Origin of the sequence: Stenotrophomonas sp. 17(2023) (genome assembly GCF_030345315.1) — a bacterium.
GTDB classification, from domain to species: Bacteria; Pseudomonadota; Gammaproteobacteria; order Xanthomonadales; family Xanthomonadaceae; genus Stenotrophomonas; species Stenotrophomonas acidaminiphila.
Genome location: NZ_CP128405.1, coordinates 3,147,992 through 3,160,380 on the forward strand (window position 1 = coordinate 3,147,992; position 12,389 = coordinate 3,160,380).

The following is a 12,389-nucleotide window of genomic DNA, read 5'->3' on the forward strand; positions in this document are numbered from 1 at the left end:
ATTTCAACGAAAACGAGAACGATTGTCAATTAAAATTCTGAATCGTTCTCGATCAGATGGCGGCCGTCAGGCCGTCGGCCCCTCGCCCTGCGCCTTCCGCGGCCAATAGCCGCGCTTGCGCGAACGCTTGCGCGGGCGCTCATGGCCTGCCGCATGGCCGGGCATCCACGCCTCCTGGGCGCTCTTCGGCATCGCCGTCACCCCTTGCCCGGCGATGCCCCGCGCCAACGGCGCCAGATGCCGCAGCGCGCGCGCATAGACACCCCGCTTGAACATGACCACATGCTCGACGGGATACCAGAAATCCACCCAGCGCCAATGGTCGAACTCGGGGGCCTCGGTATGGTCCAGGCGCACATGGCCTTCGTCGCCGGTCAGCCGCAGCAGGAACCAGACCTGCTTCTGGCCGATGCAGACCTGCTTCTCGGTACGGCGGATGGCGCGGCTGGGCAACCGGTAGCGAAGCCAGCCCGGGGTAGCCCCGAGCACTTCGACATGTTCAGGCAACAGGCCGGTTTCTTCCTGCAGCTCGCGATACATGGCCTCGACCGGGGTCTCGTCGGAGTTCATCCCACCCTGCGGGAACTGCCAGCCGTCCCGGCGCACGCGTCGTGCCCAGAACACCTGTCCGTCTTCCCGCATCAGCACAATGCCGACGTTCGGTCGATAGCCGTCCGGATCGATCACGATGCGGACTCCTAAATATTTCTACTGGCTTGGACTCTGCCATGGCCGCTGCAATGCCACAAGCGCGGAAAAAACAGTTGACAGGCAAGCCGGCGATACGCAGAATTGCGGGCTCCCTGAGGCTATGTAGCTCAGCCGGTTAGAGCACAGCACTCATAATGCTGGGGTCGGTGGTTCGAGTCCACCCATAGCCACCAAGGGAGCAGGAGCCCGGCTCCTGAAAACCACAGCCCCGTCGCCAAGCGGTAAGGCATCTGACTCTGACTCAGACATTCGGAGGTTCGAATCCTTCCGGGGCTGCCAGATATCAAAAGACCAGATCGAAAGATCTGGTCTTTTTTTGCCTGCTCCAACGGTCTCGCCGCCACGCCTGTTGGCCTCGACCGCCGCGGCATGCGATAATCCACCCCCTGCCTAGCCCCGTCGCCAAGCGGTAAGGCACCTGACTCTGACTCAGGCATTCGGAGGTTCGAATCCTTCCGGGGCTGCCAAATACCAAAGGCCTGATCGAAAGATCAGGCCTTTCTTTTTGCCCCCAGCGGATGCCGGCGCGGCAGCCGCCATGGGCTTCACGCCACCCCGGAACGACAAAAGCCCGGCCGAGGCCGGGCTTTTGTTTTCCCAGCGGGATCCCGGAGGACCCCACGCCAGGCGCGATGGATCAGCGCTTGGAGAACTGGGTGGCGCGGCGGGCCTTGTGCAGACCAACCTTCTTGCGCTCGACTTCGCGGGCGTCACGGGTCATGAAGCCGGCCTTGCGCAGCTCGGACTTCAGGCCTTCGTCGTACTCGACCAGGGCGCGGGCGATGCCCAGGCGGATCGCACCGGCCTGGCCGGTGGTGCCGCCGCCGGTGGCGGTGACGATGACGTCGAAGCTCTCGGTGTTCTTGGTCAGCTCGAGCGGCTGGCGCACGATCATGCGCGCGGTCTCACGGCCGAAGAACTCGTCCAGCGGACGGCCATTGACGGTGATGTTGCCCGAACCCTTGCGCAGGAACACGCGGGCGGTGGAGGACTTGCGGCGGCCAGTGCCGTAGTTTTGCGTGATAGCCATGATTAGATATCCAGAACTTGCGGCTGCTGGGCGGCGTGCGGGTGCTCGGCGCCGGCGTAGACCTTGAGCTTGCGGTACATGGCGCGGCCCAGCGGGCCCTTCGGCAGCATGCCCTTGACAGCGATCTCGATCACGCGCTCCGGGTGACGCTCCAGCGCCTGGGCCAGGGTCTCGGTCTTCAGGTTGCCGATGTAGCCGGTGAAGCGGTGGTACTGCTTGTCCTGCAGCTTCTTGCCGGTGACGACAATCTTCTCTGCGTTGATGACAACCAGGTAGTCGCCGGTATCGACGTGCGGGGTGTAGACCGGCTTGTGCTTGCCACGCAGGCGGCGGGCCAGCTCGGTGGCCAGACGGCCCAGGGTCTTGCCCGAGGCGTCGACGAGATACCAGTCACGCTGGACGGTCTCGTTCTTTGCGGTGAAAGTGCTCATGAAAGAACTCAGGTTAGGTCGGGCTCATTGCGGCGCTGCACTGCCGGAACTCTGCCACGCGTTGTGAAGGTGAAACACAAGAGGCGGGATTGTACCGGCCGTGGCCGGCCCACGCAAGCCGCCACCCGGCCGGCCTTGGCAGCCCCGGGGACAGCGGCGAGAATCCGGCTCTCCCCCACCCCGTCTGGACGCCATGACCACCGACCGCGCCTTCACGCCCCTGGATCGCCTGCTGACCGAGGCCCAGCGCGCGCTGGACACGGTGTTCGGCAACCCGCCGGCGCGCCGCCCCAACCCCGCCGGCGATACCCCGGACGTGGTGCTGGAACCGGACGCAAGGCGCCACGCCGCAGGCCTGATGCGCATCAACCACGTCGGCGAAGTGTGCGCTCAGGGGCTGTATTTCGGACAGGCGGCCGTTGCCCGCGACCCGTCCACCCGCGCGCACCTGCTGGAAGCGGCGCAGGAGGAGACCGACCACCTGGGCTGGTGCGCGGACCGCCTGCGCGAGCTCGACAGCCGCCCCAGCCTGTTCAACCCGCTGTGGTATGCCGGCAGCTACGCCATCGGCACCCTCGCCGGGCTGCGCGGCGACGGCTGGAACCTGGGTTTCGTGGTCGAGACCGAGCGCCAGGTGGAGGCGCACCTGGACGAGCACCTTGAGACCCTGCCACCGGCCGACCAGCGCAGCCGCGAGATCCTCAAGGTGATGAAGATCGACGAGGCACGCCACGCCGACCATGCCGAACACGCCGGCGCGCGGATCCTGCCGGCACCGATCCCGGCGGTGATGGCACTGGCCTCCCGGGCAATGAAAACCATCGCCTACCGGCTCTGAACCCACGCCCCGGCCTCATGGCGGAACGGGCGAAGCACGCATTCCGTCTGCTGCAGGGCCCACGGGTCAAGCCGGCGCACCGAAGGCGCGGGAATGGGTGAACCCGGAGCCGGGACCCAAGGTTTGCGCAGCGGACCCGGGACAGCATGCCCGCTCCGCGGACGTGACTACGACACGATCTTCAACCCGATCACGCCAGCCACGATCAGGCCGATGCACAGCAGCCGCGGCCACGAGGCGCTGTCGCCGAACAGCACGATGCCCAGCGCGGCGGCGCCGACCGCGCCGATCCCGGTCCAGATCGCATAGCCGGTGCCGATCGGGATCGACCTGAGCGACTGCGACAGGCACCAGAAGCTGACCACCATCGCCGCCAGGGTGCCCACGCTGGGCCACGGCCGGGTCCAGCCCTCGGTGTACTTCAGGCCGATCGCCCAGACGACTTCGAACAGACCGGCCACCAGCAGGTAGATCCAGGCCATGGGGGTTTACTCCTTAAAGGTTTGGGCACAAAAAAAGCGGCCCGGTGCTGGTGAGCACCGGGCCGCCGTCGGCTGTGTTCCGTGGATCGGACCACGGGGCGGGCCGTCCCGCCGGGTATTTCAGGAGCGGCAGGCTAGCAACCGCTCCCCGAACCGCATGTAACCGTCACTCGGCCAGGTTGCGGCCGTGGAACAGCTCCTCGATCTCGCGGCGCAGCAGCGCCTCGATCTTCATGCGCTCCTTGAACGAGAGGTTCTTGGCCTTCTCCTCGAACAGGTACTGGTCCAGGTCGAAGTCCTTCAGGTGCATCTTCGTGTGGAAGATGTTCTCCTGGTAGACGTTGACGTCGAACATCTCGTAGCGCGACTTGATGTTCTTGGCCAGGAAGTTCTGGATCGAGTTGATCTTGTGGTCGATGAAGTGCTTCTTGCCCTTCACGTCGCGGGTGAAGCCACGGACGCGGTAGTCCATGATCACGATGTCCGACTCGAGGCTCTCGATCAGGTAGTTCAGCGCCTTCAGCGGCGAGATCACGCCGCAGGTGGCGACGTCGATATCGGCGCGGAAGGTGGCGATGCCTTCCTGCGGGTGGGTCTCGGGATAGGTATGGACGGTGATGTGGCTCTTGTCCATGTGCGCGACCACCGCGTCGGAGATCAGCTCCTTGCCGGCGGCCTTCTTGTCGATCACCGGCTCCTCGGAGATGAGGATGGTCACCGACGCGCCCTGCGGATCGTAATCCTGACGGGCGATGTTCAGGATGTTGGCGCCGATGATCTCGGCCACATCGGTGAGGATCTGCGTGAGTCGATCGGCGTTGTATTCCTCGTCGATGTACTCGATGTAACGCTGGCGCTCCTCTTCGGTACGCGCATAGCAGACGTCATAGATGTTGAAGCTCAGCGCCTTGGTGAGGTTGTTGAAACCCTGCAACCTCAGGCGAGGCAACGGCTTGACCACGGCGGTCGGTCCTGTGAATGGTGGGAAAGGGGGCAATTATGGGGCAAACCGCCCCCCGGCGAAACGTGCGCGGCCAACAGGCGTTTGCCCCTTGTGGCCTGCGTCGCTAAGCTTGTCCGTTAAGACAAGTTCATAAACACGAACATGAACGTCATCATGAGTCCAGGGATCGCCAACACCGTGCCTAACGTGCGCCTCGCCTCCAGCCCCTTGGCCCTGGATATCGCCACCATCGATCGGTTCCTGGCCCACAGCCACCGCCGCCGCTACCCGGGGCGCACCGACGTGTTCCGCCCCGGCGACCCGGCCGGCACCATGTACTACGTGGTCAGCGGCTCGGTCAGCATCATCGCCGAGGAGGACGAGGACCGGGAACTGGTGCTGGGCTACTTCGGCGCCGGCGAGTTCGTCGGCGAGATGGGGCTGTTCATCGAATCGGACAAGCGCGAGGTGATCCTGCGCACCCGCACCCCCTGCGAACTGGCCGAGATCAGCTACGAACGGCTGCACCAGCTGTTCCTGGGGCCGCTGTCCAGCGACGCCCCGCGGCTGCTGTACGCGATCGGCTCGCAGATTTCCCGGCGCCTGCTGCACACCAGCCGCAAGGCCAGCCGCCTGGCGTTCCTGGACGTGACCGACCGCATCGTGCGCACCCTGCACGACCTGGCCCGCGAGCCGGAATCGATGAGTCACCCGCAGGGCACCCAGCTGCGCGTTTCGCGGCAGGAGATCGCCCGGCTGGTGGGCTGCTCGCGGGAAATGGCCGGGCGCGTGCTCAAGAAGCTGCAGGCCGACGGCATCCTGCACGCGCGCGGCAAGACCATCGTGCTGTACGGAACGCGTTGATACGTACTCACGCATAAACCCCAGAGTCTGCTCCGCAGACCCCGGGGCCCCGGCGCATCGGCCTCCAGATCCCTGCGCCTGTCCGCGCGCGCCCCTTTGACAACAAAAGCGGGCTGCCTCAGCGGAAACCTGACGTCTCCAGCCCCCGAGTCCGGCACCGCGGGGCAATCCCGCGGCCTTGACGGTTGCCTTCCTTACCCAGCAGTCTCCACCAATGGAATTTGGAAGCGAGTTCTACTGGTTCATCCTGATCGGGATCGGGGCGCAGCTGGTCGATGGCGCCCTGGGCATGGCATTCGGGCTGGTGTCCTCGTCTGTTCTGTTGAGCATGGGGCTGCCACCGGCGGCGGTGAGCGCCAGCATCCATACCGCCGAGGTATTCACCACCGGCGCGTCCGGGGTATCGCATCTGGCGGCCGGCAACGTCGACCGGCGGCTGTTCCTGCGCCTGGCGCTGCCCGGTGCGGTTGGCGGCGCACTCGGCGCCTACGTCCTGACCCAGTTGCCCGGCGAGTTCATCCGCCCCTTCATCTATCTCTACCTGCTGGCGCTGGCGATCTTCATCCTTGCCCGCGCGGCCGGCCGCTTCACCCCACGCAGCGAGGTGCAGCGGGTACCGGTGCTGGGCTTCTTCGCCGGCCTGCTCGACGCCAGTGGCGGCGGCGGCTGGGGGCCGGTGGCGACCTCGACCCTGCTCGCGCGCGGCGGCAAGGCACGCACCACCATCGGTACGGTGAATGCGGCCGAATTCATCGTCACCCTGGCGATCTCGACCACGTTCCTGCTGTCGATGGGATTGCAGCACCTGTCCATCGTCGCCGGGCTGCTGGTCGGCGGGATGATGGCCGCACCGGTGGCGGCGCTGCTGGTCAAGCGCCTCAAGGAGCGCTGGGTACTCATCGCGGTGGGGGTGCTGGTGCTGTCGATCAGCCTGTTCCAGATCGGCCACGCACTGCACCGCTGGCTGGGCTGACGCCCGGCAGGCGCACCGCCGGCCAATGGCCGGCGGCGCCGTTCAGGCCGGCTCGCCGCCGCGCTCGGCACAGCCCCAGTTGAGGATGCGGGTGCCGGCCGGCAACACACGGCGGAAGTACGCCACCCGCGAATGCTTGGGGTTGACCACCACCGGCGCCTGCGCCGCGCGCAGCAGCGGCAGGTCGGCGGTGCTGTCCGAGTAGGCGATGGCGATGGCGCCATAGCCGCGCTCGCGCAACATGCGCATCTTCTCTTCGTTGTGGCAGTGGCGGGTGGCGCCCATCGCGCCCAGCCGCGGCCCCACTTCGCTGCCGACCACCGGCACGTCCTGGTGCGCGACGAAGGCCAGGATGGCACGCGCCAGCTCCGGCGGCGCACCGGTTGCCACCACCACCCGGTCGCCGGCGCGGCGATGCGCGGCGAACACGTCCAGCGCCCGTGGCAGCAGCCGCGCGCGGATCGCAGGTTCGTGCGCGCGCACGTACTGGTCGATGATGCCGTTGAACTCCCGCGCCCGGTGCAGGCCGAAGGTCGCGATCCACACGTAGCCGGAAATGCCGAAGCGGCGCGTCGGCAGCAGCGCCACCAGCGGGCCGAACAATGGCGTGATCAGCACTGCCGCCAGCATCCGCAGCGGGTTGCGGCGGATCAGCCAGGCGAACAGGTGGCTGCCGGAATCGCCGTCGTACAGCGTGTGGTCGAAATCGAAGACGACCAGTTGCGCGTCGTCGCGGGGAGCGGGGTAGGACTCGGTCATGCGCTGAAGAATAGCTGACGCAGGCCCTCGCCCGGCTCCTCCACGCGCATGAAGGCCTCGCCGACCAGGAAGGCGTTGACGCCGGCCTCGCGCATGGTCCTGACGTCGGCCGGGCCGAGGATGCCGCTCTCGGTGACCAGCAGGCGGTCGCGCGGCACCGCCGCGCGCATCGACAGCGTGGTGTCCAGCGATACCTCGAAGGTGCGCAGGTTGCGGTTGTTGATGCCCACCAGCGGCACCGGCACCTGGATGGCGCGCTCCAGCTCGTCGATGTCATGGACTTCCACCAGCACGTCCATGCCCAGCTGCATCGCCAGGTCGGACAATCCGGCCAGCTGGCGGTCGTCCAGCGCCGAGACGATCAGCAGGATGCAGTCCGCGCCCAGCACGCGGGCCTCGACCACCTGGTAGGGGTCGATGACGAAATCCTTGCGCAGCACCGGCAGCGTGCAGGCCTCGCGCGCCTCGCGCAGATAGGCGTCGGCGCCCTGGAAGAAATCCACGTCGGTGAGCACCGACAGGCAGCTGGCGCCGCCCAGCTCGTAGCTGACCGCGATCTCGGCCGGGCGGAAATCCGGGCGGATCACGCCCTTGGACGGGCTGGCCTTCTTGACCTCGGCGATCACCGCCGGGTCGCCGTTGGCGATGGCCGCCTGCAGCGCGCTGGCGAAACCACGCACCGGCGACGCATCGGCAACGCGCGCCTTCAGTTCGGCCAGCGGCACGCGGGCACTGCGCTCGGCCACCTCCTGCGTCTTGCGGGCGAGGATGGTGTTGAGGATGTCGCTCATGACTCTGCTTTCCTGGAAGACGGTACGGCGGGAAGGGAAGACGGGTTGGCGCTCAGCCGGCCAAGGCGCGGCTGGCGGCGACGTACTGCTGCATGCGGGCACGGGCGCTGCCGTCGGCGATGACCGCGCGCGCGCGCGCCAGCCCGTCGGCGATGCTGTCGGCCACGCCGGCCACGTACAGGGCGGCGCCGGCGTTGAGCGCGACGATGTCGTTGGCCGGGCCGGGCTGGTTGTCGAGCACGCCGCGCAGCATGGCGATGGACTCTTCCGGGTTGGCCACCTTGAGATTGCGGCTGGCCGACATGGCGATGCCGAAATCCTCCGGGTGGATTTCGTACTCGCGCACCTTGCCGTCGCGCAGCTCGCCGACCAGGGTGCCGGCGCCCAGCGAGATCTCGTCCATGTTGTCGCGGCCCCACACCACCAGCGCGCGCTGCGCGCCCAGCTCGCGCAGCACGCGCGCCTGGATGCCGACCAGGTCGGGGTGGAACACGCCCATCAGGATGTTGGTGGCGCCAACCGGGTTGGTCAGCGGACCGAGGATGTTGAAGATGGTGCGCACGCCCATCTCGCGCCGCACCGGCGCCACCACCTTCATCGCCGGGTGGTGCATCGGCGCGAACATGAAGCCGATGCCGGTCTGCTCGATGACCCGCGCCACCTGCTCCGGGTTGAGCTCGATCGCCGCACCCAGCGCCTCCACCGCATCGGCGCTGCCGGACTTGGACGACACGCTGCGGTTGCCGTGCTTGGCCACCTTGGCACCAGCCGCGGCCACCACGAACATCGAGCAGGTGGAGATGTTGAAGGTATGCGAGCCATCGCCGCCGGTGCCGACGATGTCGACCAGGTGCGATTTGTCGGCCACCGCCACCGGCAGCGCGAACTCGCGCATCACCGTGGCCGCGCCCGCGATCTCGCCGACGGTCTCCTTCTTCACCCGCAGGCCGGTGAGGATGGCGGCGGTCATGGTCGGGGACACTTCGCCACGCATGATCTGCCGCATCAGGTCGACCATCTCGTCGAAGAAGATCTCGCGGTGTTCGATGGTGCGTTGCAGGGCTTCCTGCGCGGTGATGGTCATGAAAACTCCAGGATCAGGAAATGACGATGTAGTCGCTCTGGCTGCGGATGCCGGCGTGGGGGCCGGGAACCAGGTGCACGTGCAGGCCGCCGATGGGGCCGACGGGCAGGCAGCTGTCGACGTCGAACAGGGCATCGCGGTGCGGCTTGATCCACTCCGCGCCGGCCTGGCGCAGCGCCTTGCGCTTGGCGTCGGCCGTGTCGTCGGCGACCACCAGCAGGTAACGGTGGGCCTCGCCGAACTCGCCGGCGACATAGCCGCCCAGATTCACGAAGTAGAGCCGCGGCGCATCGGCGGCGGGCGCGTCCGCGGACAGGCGCACCTGCCACTGTTCGACGCCATCGACCGTCATCCACGAATCGATGTGCAGCCCGGACGTCTCGCCGAACCACTGCTGGCGCAGCTGGGCATGGGTCCGTTCGATGCCCGGCGCCACCGCCAGCACCACGTCGTGCACTTCGGTGTTGGCGCGCGCATGGCGGCCGCCGAGCATCACCACGAACAGCCGCAGCGCTTCGGTCCCGCTCAGCACGTGCGGTCCAGGAAGTTCTTCATCAGCGCGTGGCCGTGCTGGGTGAGGATGGACTCGGGATGGAACTGCACGCCTTCCACCGGATGCTGGCGGTGGCGCAGGCCCATGATCTCCTCCATCGAACCGTCGGCGTTCTCGGTCCAGGCGGTGATCTCCAGCACGTCCGGCAGCGTGGCCTTGTCCACCACCAGCGAGTGGTAGCGCGTGGCCTCGTAGCGGTCGGGCAGCCCGGCGAACACGCCCTTGCCCTCGTGGCGGATCGGCGAGGTCTTGCCGTGCATGATGTTGCCGGCGCGGATCACGTCGCCGCCATACACCTGGCCGATGCTCTGGTGGCCCAGGCACACGCCGAAGATCGGGATGGTCGGGCCGAGCCGGCGGATCACCTCCAGCGACACCCCGGCGTCGTCGGGGGTCTTCGGCCCCGGCGACACCACGATGTGCGAGGGATTGAGCGCGGCGATCTGTTCGACGCTCAGCGCGTCGTTGCGCACCACCTTCACCTCGGCGCCCAGCATCTGCAGGTACTGCACGAGGTTGAAGGTGAAGCTGTCGTAGTTGTCGATCATCAACAGCATGGCATGGCACTCATTGAGCGATCAGGAAGATCGCGTAGACGTTTTCGGTGAAGGTGATCGTCCCGGTTTCCAGACTCTCGGCCGCAAGCCGGGAGCCGGATACGCCGGTTGCCGCAGGCGCAGGGAGAGCCGGCGGCGGGACGGCGTCTTCCCCGGCCTCCTCGTTTGCCGACTGCCACGTAACCGCCTGCACTCCGTAGGCGAAGCTCGGCGCAACGTCGGAGATGGTGTACAGGCCAGTGATGCGCGTGCCATAGGCCGCTGCCAACCCTTCGGCGGAACGGCGGGACTGGCGGGCAGCTTCGGCCTTGAGTTCGGCGCGCAGCGAGCTGGCCTGCGCGTAACCGGAACGCAACGAGGTGATCTGCAGGCCCGGCCCGGCATTCACATCGGCCAGTAATCCGCGCAGCTTCTCCAGATCATCGAAACTGCCACGCACGCGACGGACGACCTTGGTGCCCTTGAACACCTGCTTGCCATCCTCGTACGCATTCTCGGCGGAAATCGACATGGACGAGGCGTGGGTGTGTTCCGCGAGCGCGCGGTGCTTCTTCAACGCAGCCAGCACCGCCACCACGTTCTGCTCGACCCGGGAACGTGCCTGCTCCGGTGCCATGTCCGTGGCTTGCGCGAGGAACTCGACGGTGAAGCGATCCGGCACCACTGTGCGCGCAGCCTGCCCCTTCACCAGCAAATGCGGCTGCGATGGCACCGAATTGGCCTGCGCGAACGACAGCACCGGCGCCAGGGCCAACAACAAGGACAACACGATTGTGCTCTTCATCCTGATCTCTCCGTTTCCATGCACGTCGCAATGAGCGGGCAGTGCCCGCTCACAGCCCCTTCGCCGCCTGCGCCACCGCACGGAACAGCGCGCGACCCTTGTTCATGGTTTCCTGCCACTCGGCATCCGGATCGGAGTCGTAGACCACGCCACCACCCGCCTGCACGTACAGGTAGCCGTCCTGGATGACCGCGGTGCGGATGGCAATGGCGGTATCGGCATCGCCGTTCCAACCGATGTAGCCGACCGCGCCGGAATAGACGTTGCGCTTGACCGGCTCCAGCTCGCGGATGATCTCCAGCGCGCGGATCTTCGGTGCGCCGCTGACGGTGCCGGCCGGGAAGGTCGCACGCATCACGTCGCTGTAGCTCAACCCGGCCTTCAAGGTGCCGGTGACCTCGCTGACGATATGCATGACATGGCTGTAGCGCTCGATCACGAACTGCTCGCCCACCTTGACCGTGCCCGGTTCGGCGACGCGGCCGACATCGTTGCGGCCGAGGTCGATCAGCATCACGTGCTCGGCGCGCTCCTTGGGATCGGCCAGCAGTTCGACTTCCAGGGCCTTGTCCAGCTCCGGCGTGGCGCCGCGCGGGCGGGTGCCGGCGATCGGACGCACGGTGACGATGCCATCGCGCAGGCGCGCCAGGATTTCCGGCGAGGAGCCGACCACCTGGGTGCCGCCGACGTCGATGAAGTACATGTACGGCGACGGATTCAACGCACGCAGGGCGCGGTACACATCGATCGGCCGCGCACGGAACGGCACGCGCAGGCGCTGGCTCGGCACCACCTGGAAGATGTCGCCGGCGCGCACGTATTCCTGCGCCTTGCGCACCACCGCGTGGTACTGCTCGCGGGTGAAGGACGACTGGAAATCCTGCTCGTCGATGGCGTCGGACACCTGCGCCTGCGGGTAACCGGCACCGCCCTGGCGCAGCCGGTGCGCCAGTTCGTCGAGGCGCCGGTTGGCGCGCGCCCAGGCCTGCGGCTGCGACGGGTCGGCATGCACGATCAGGTACAGCCGGCCCTTGAGGTTGTCGAACACCGCCAGCTCTTCGGACAGCATCAGGTAGATGTCCGGCGTTCCGAGTTCATCGGGTTTGTCGCCCGCGCCCAGGTGCGGCTCGATGTACTGGATGCACTCGAAGCCGAACCAGCCGACCAGGCCGCCGGTGAAGCCCGGCAGGCCATCCAGCTGCGGCACCGAGTACTGCCTGCGCAGCACTTCCACCTCGGCCAGCGGGTCAGCCACCTCGCGGCGCTCGACGACTTCGCCCAGCTCGCTCACTTCCAGCGTGTGCCCGCGGAAGCTGTAGATGCGTCGCGCCGGCAGGCCGATGATGGAATAACGGCCGAAGCGCTCGCCACCCTCGACCGATTCGAACAGATAGGTATGCGGGCCGTCGGCGAGCTTGAGGTAGACCGAGAGCGGCGTGTCCAGGTCGGACAGCACTTCGCGGACGACGGGAACGAAATTATGCGGGTGTGCGCTGTGGCCCTCAGTGGCCAGCTGCTGGAACTGCTCTTGCGTGATCAAGACGGCTTTCCTTCCGGGAATCGACGGTGGCGGTACGGACGACGGCAAC

General features: G+C 67.0%; 15 protein-coding genes and 3 tRNA genes. 6 read left to right on the plus strand and 12 right to left on the minus strand.

Going from position 1 to position 12,389, the window contains the following annotated elements; genetic code table 11:
* Positions 1-66 precede the first annotated feature (66 nt).
* Positions 67-687 (minus strand): RNA pyrophosphohydrolase, encoded by a 621-nt coding sequence (locus QQA12_RS14210; protein WP_056932809.1) that lies wholly within the window; start codon positions 685-687, stop codon positions 67-69.
* 120 nt (positions 688-807) lie between these two features.
* Between QQA12_RS14210 and QQA12_RS14215 the strand changes: the two genes are divergently transcribed.
* The 3 genes from QQA12_RS14215 to QQA12_RS14225 all read left to right on the plus strand — a co-directional run bounded on the left by QQA12_RS14215 (position 808) and on the right by QQA12_RS14225 (position 1,178).
* Positions 808-884 (plus strand) — tRNA-Met (locus QQA12_RS14215).
* 31 nt (positions 885-915) lie between these two features.
* Positions 916-990 (plus strand) — tRNA-Gln (locus QQA12_RS14220).
* 113 nt (positions 991-1,103) lie between these two features.
* A tRNA-Gln gene (locus QQA12_RS14225) sits at positions 1,104-1,178 on the plus strand.
* A 170-nt stretch (positions 1,179-1,348) separates the two neighbouring features.
* On the opposite strand, the gene rpsI is transcribed toward QQA12_RS14225, so the two are convergent.
* Complete coding sequence (gene rpsI / locus QQA12_RS14230; RefSeq protein WP_054667799.1) at positions 1,349-1,741, minus strand: 30S ribosomal protein S9; 393 nt, start codon at positions 1,739-1,741, stop codon at positions 1,349-1,351.
* 2 nt (positions 1,742-1,743) lie between these two features.
* Positions 1,744-2,172 (minus strand): 50S ribosomal protein L13, encoded by a 429-nt coding sequence (gene rplM / locus QQA12_RS14235; RefSeq protein ID WP_056932810.1) that lies wholly within the window; start codon positions 2,170-2,172, stop codon positions 1,744-1,746.
* 193 nt (positions 2,173-2,365) lie between these two features.
* On the opposite strand from rplM, the gene coq7 reads away from it, so the two are divergent.
* Positions 2,366-3,010 carry a 2-polyprenyl-3-methyl-6-methoxy-1,4-benzoquinone monooxygenase gene (gene coq7, locus QQA12_RS14240; RefSeq protein ID WP_054667802.1) on the plus strand — a complete coding sequence of 215 codons (645 nt, stop codon included), beginning with the start codon at positions 2,366-2,368 and terminating at the stop codon, positions 3,008-3,010.
* Between the two features lie 167 nt (positions 3,011-3,177).
* Here coq7 and sugE read toward each other — a convergent pair whose 3' ends face one another.
* On the minus strand, positions 3,178-3,492 hold the full coding sequence (gene sugE, locus QQA12_RS14245) for a quaternary ammonium compound efflux SMR transporter SugE (protein WP_226049651.1): 315 nt from the start codon (positions 3,490-3,492) through the stop codon (positions 3,178-3,180).
* A 166-nt stretch (positions 3,493-3,658) separates the two neighbouring features.
* Positions 3,659-4,453, minus strand: coding sequence for an adenosylmethionine decarboxylase (speD, locus tag QQA12_RS14250; protein WP_054667806.1), 795 nt, complete (start codon positions 4,451-4,453; stop codon positions 3,659-3,661).
* A 156-nt stretch (positions 4,454-4,609) separates the two neighbouring features.
* Here speD and crp point away from each other — a divergent pair, with 156 nt between their 5' ends.
* Complete coding sequence (gene crp, locus QQA12_RS14255; protein WP_054668795.1) at positions 4,610-5,299, plus strand: cAMP-activated global transcriptional regulator CRP; 690 nt, start codon at positions 4,610-4,612, stop codon at positions 5,297-5,299.
* Between the two features lie 214 nt (positions 5,300-5,513).
* Positions 5,514-6,272, plus strand: a complete 759-nt coding sequence (locus tag QQA12_RS14260; protein WP_054667808.1) for a sulfite exporter TauE/SafE family protein — start codon at positions 5,514-5,516, stop codon at positions 6,270-6,272.
* 42 nt (positions 6,273-6,314) lie between these two features.
* Here the strand turns inward: QQA12_RS14260 and QQA12_RS14265 are convergent, their stop codons facing one another.
* From QQA12_RS14265 to trpE, 7 genes are read right to left on the minus strand one after another with little or no spacing between them, the layout of a single operon-like run.
* Entirely contained in the window at positions 6,315-7,031 is a 717-nt protein-coding gene (locus QQA12_RS14265; RefSeq protein ID WP_226049652.1) for a haloacid dehalogenase-like hydrolase, read from the minus strand.
* On the minus strand, positions 7,028-7,822 hold the full coding sequence (gene trpC, locus QQA12_RS14270; RefSeq protein ID WP_056932812.1) for an indole-3-glycerol phosphate synthase TrpC: 795 nt from the start codon (positions 7,820-7,822) through the stop codon (positions 7,028-7,030). Before trpC ends, QQA12_RS14265 begins: the two co-directional genes overlap by 4 nt.
* 52 nt (positions 7,823-7,874) lie before the next feature.
* Complete coding sequence (trpD, locus tag QQA12_RS14275) at positions 7,875-8,906, minus strand: anthranilate phosphoribosyltransferase (RefSeq protein WP_182212695.1); 1,032 nt, start codon at positions 8,904-8,906, stop codon at positions 7,875-7,877.
* 13 nt (positions 8,907-8,919) lie between these two features.
* The gene (locus QQA12_RS14280) at positions 8,920-9,438 is read right to left on the minus strand and encodes a DUF1543 domain-containing protein (protein ID WP_225546643.1); all 519 of its coding nucleotides are present in this window, start codon (positions 9,436-9,438) and stop codon (positions 8,920-8,922) included.
* The gene (locus QQA12_RS14285) at positions 9,432-10,016 is read right to left on the minus strand and encodes an aminodeoxychorismate/anthranilate synthase component II (RefSeq protein ID WP_056932814.1); all 585 of its coding nucleotides are present in this window, start codon (positions 10,014-10,016) and stop codon (positions 9,432-9,434) included. The genes QQA12_RS14280 and QQA12_RS14285 overlap by 7 nt, the downstream gene beginning before the upstream one ends.
* Before the next feature lie 10 nt (positions 10,017-10,026).
* Entirely contained in the window at positions 10,027-10,800 is a 774-nt protein-coding gene (locus QQA12_RS14290; protein ID WP_226049653.1) for an SIMPL domain-containing protein, read from the minus strand.
* Between the two features lie 49 nt (positions 10,801-10,849).
* The gene (trpE, locus tag QQA12_RS14295) at positions 10,850-12,340 is read right to left on the minus strand and encodes an anthranilate synthase component I (RefSeq protein WP_054667840.1); all 1,491 of its coding nucleotides are present in this window, start codon (positions 12,338-12,340) and stop codon (positions 10,850-10,852) included.
* Between the last annotated feature and the right edge of the window lie 49 nt (positions 12,341-12,389).

Coding starts and splice junctions, on each gene's coding strand:
- sugE (WP_226049651.1), bottom strand. CDS start 3,492: ATGGCCTGGATCTACCTGCTGGTGGCCGGTCTGTTCGAAGTCGTCTGG.
- coq7 (WP_054667802.1), top strand. CDS start 2,366: ATGACCACCGACCGCGCCTTCACGCCCCTGGATCGCCTGCTGACCGAG.
- QQA12_RS14260 (WP_054667808.1), top strand. CDS start 5,514: ATGGAATTTGGAAGCGAGTTCTACTGGTTCATCCTGATCGGGATCGGG.
- QQA12_RS14285 (WP_056932814.1), bottom strand. CDS start 10,016: ATGCTGTTGATGATCGACAACTACGACAGCTTCACCTTCAACCTCGTG.
- rpsI (WP_054667799.1), bottom strand. CDS start 1,741: ATGGCTATCACGCAAAACTACGGCACTGGCCGCCGCAAGTCCTCCACC.
- crp (WP_054668795.1), top strand. CDS start 4,610: ATGAGTCCAGGGATCGCCAACACCGTGCCTAACGTGCGCCTCGCCTCC.
- QQA12_RS14290 (WP_226049653.1), bottom strand. CDS start 10,800: ATGAAGAGCACAATCGTGTTGTCCTTGTTGTTGGCCCTGGCGCCGGTG.
- QQA12_RS14265 (WP_226049652.1), bottom strand. CDS start 7,031: ATGACCGAGTCCTACCCCGCTCCCCGCGACGACGCGCAACTGGTCGTC.
- trpD (WP_182212695.1), bottom strand. CDS start 8,906: ATGACCATCACCGCGCAGGAAGCCCTGCAACGCACCATCGAACACCGC.
- rplM (WP_056932810.1), bottom strand. CDS start 2,172: ATGAGCACTTTCACCGCAAAGAACGAGACCGTCCAGCGTGACTGGTAT.
- trpC (WP_056932812.1), bottom strand. CDS start 7,822: ATGAGCGACATCCTCAACACCATCCTCGCCCGCAAGACGCAGGAGGTG.